The 351-nt window shown below is 63.8% G+C and carries 1 protein-coding gene; it reads left to right on the plus strand.

Annotated features, from left to right (window positions below; all coding sequences use genetic code 11):
* Positions 1 to 351, plus strand: a 351-nt coding sequence (locus tag RT424_RS21465) for a DUF885 family protein (RefSeq protein ID WP_313442388.1), incomplete at both ends; no start/stop codon positions are given.

The raw sequence follows: 351 nt of genomic DNA on the forward strand, positions 1-351 counted from the left end.
CAAGGGCGACCTCAAGGCGTTCCTGCACTTCCTGCGCACCGATCCGCAGTTCTATCCCAAGACCCCGAACGAGTTGCTCTACCGCGCGGCCTGGATCGCCAAGCAGTTCGACGGCAAGGCGGACCAGTTCTTCGGGCACATGCCGCGCAGCCGCTTCGCCATCAAGCCGGTGCCGGACGATATCGCACCGTTCTATACCGGCGGTCGCGGCGGTCCGGGTATCTATCTGGTCAATACCTACGATCTGCCGAGCCGCCCGTTCTATTCGCAAGTCGCGCTGACACTGCACGAATCCGCGCCGGGCCATGCCATGCAGATGCCGCTGGCCATGGAGAACAAGGACCTGCCGGC

This window comes from Novosphingobium sp. (genome assembly GCF_032093395.1).
In the GTDB taxonomy this organism is placed as follows: domain Bacteria; phylum Pseudomonadota; class Alphaproteobacteria; order Sphingomonadales; family Sphingomonadaceae; genus Novosphingobium.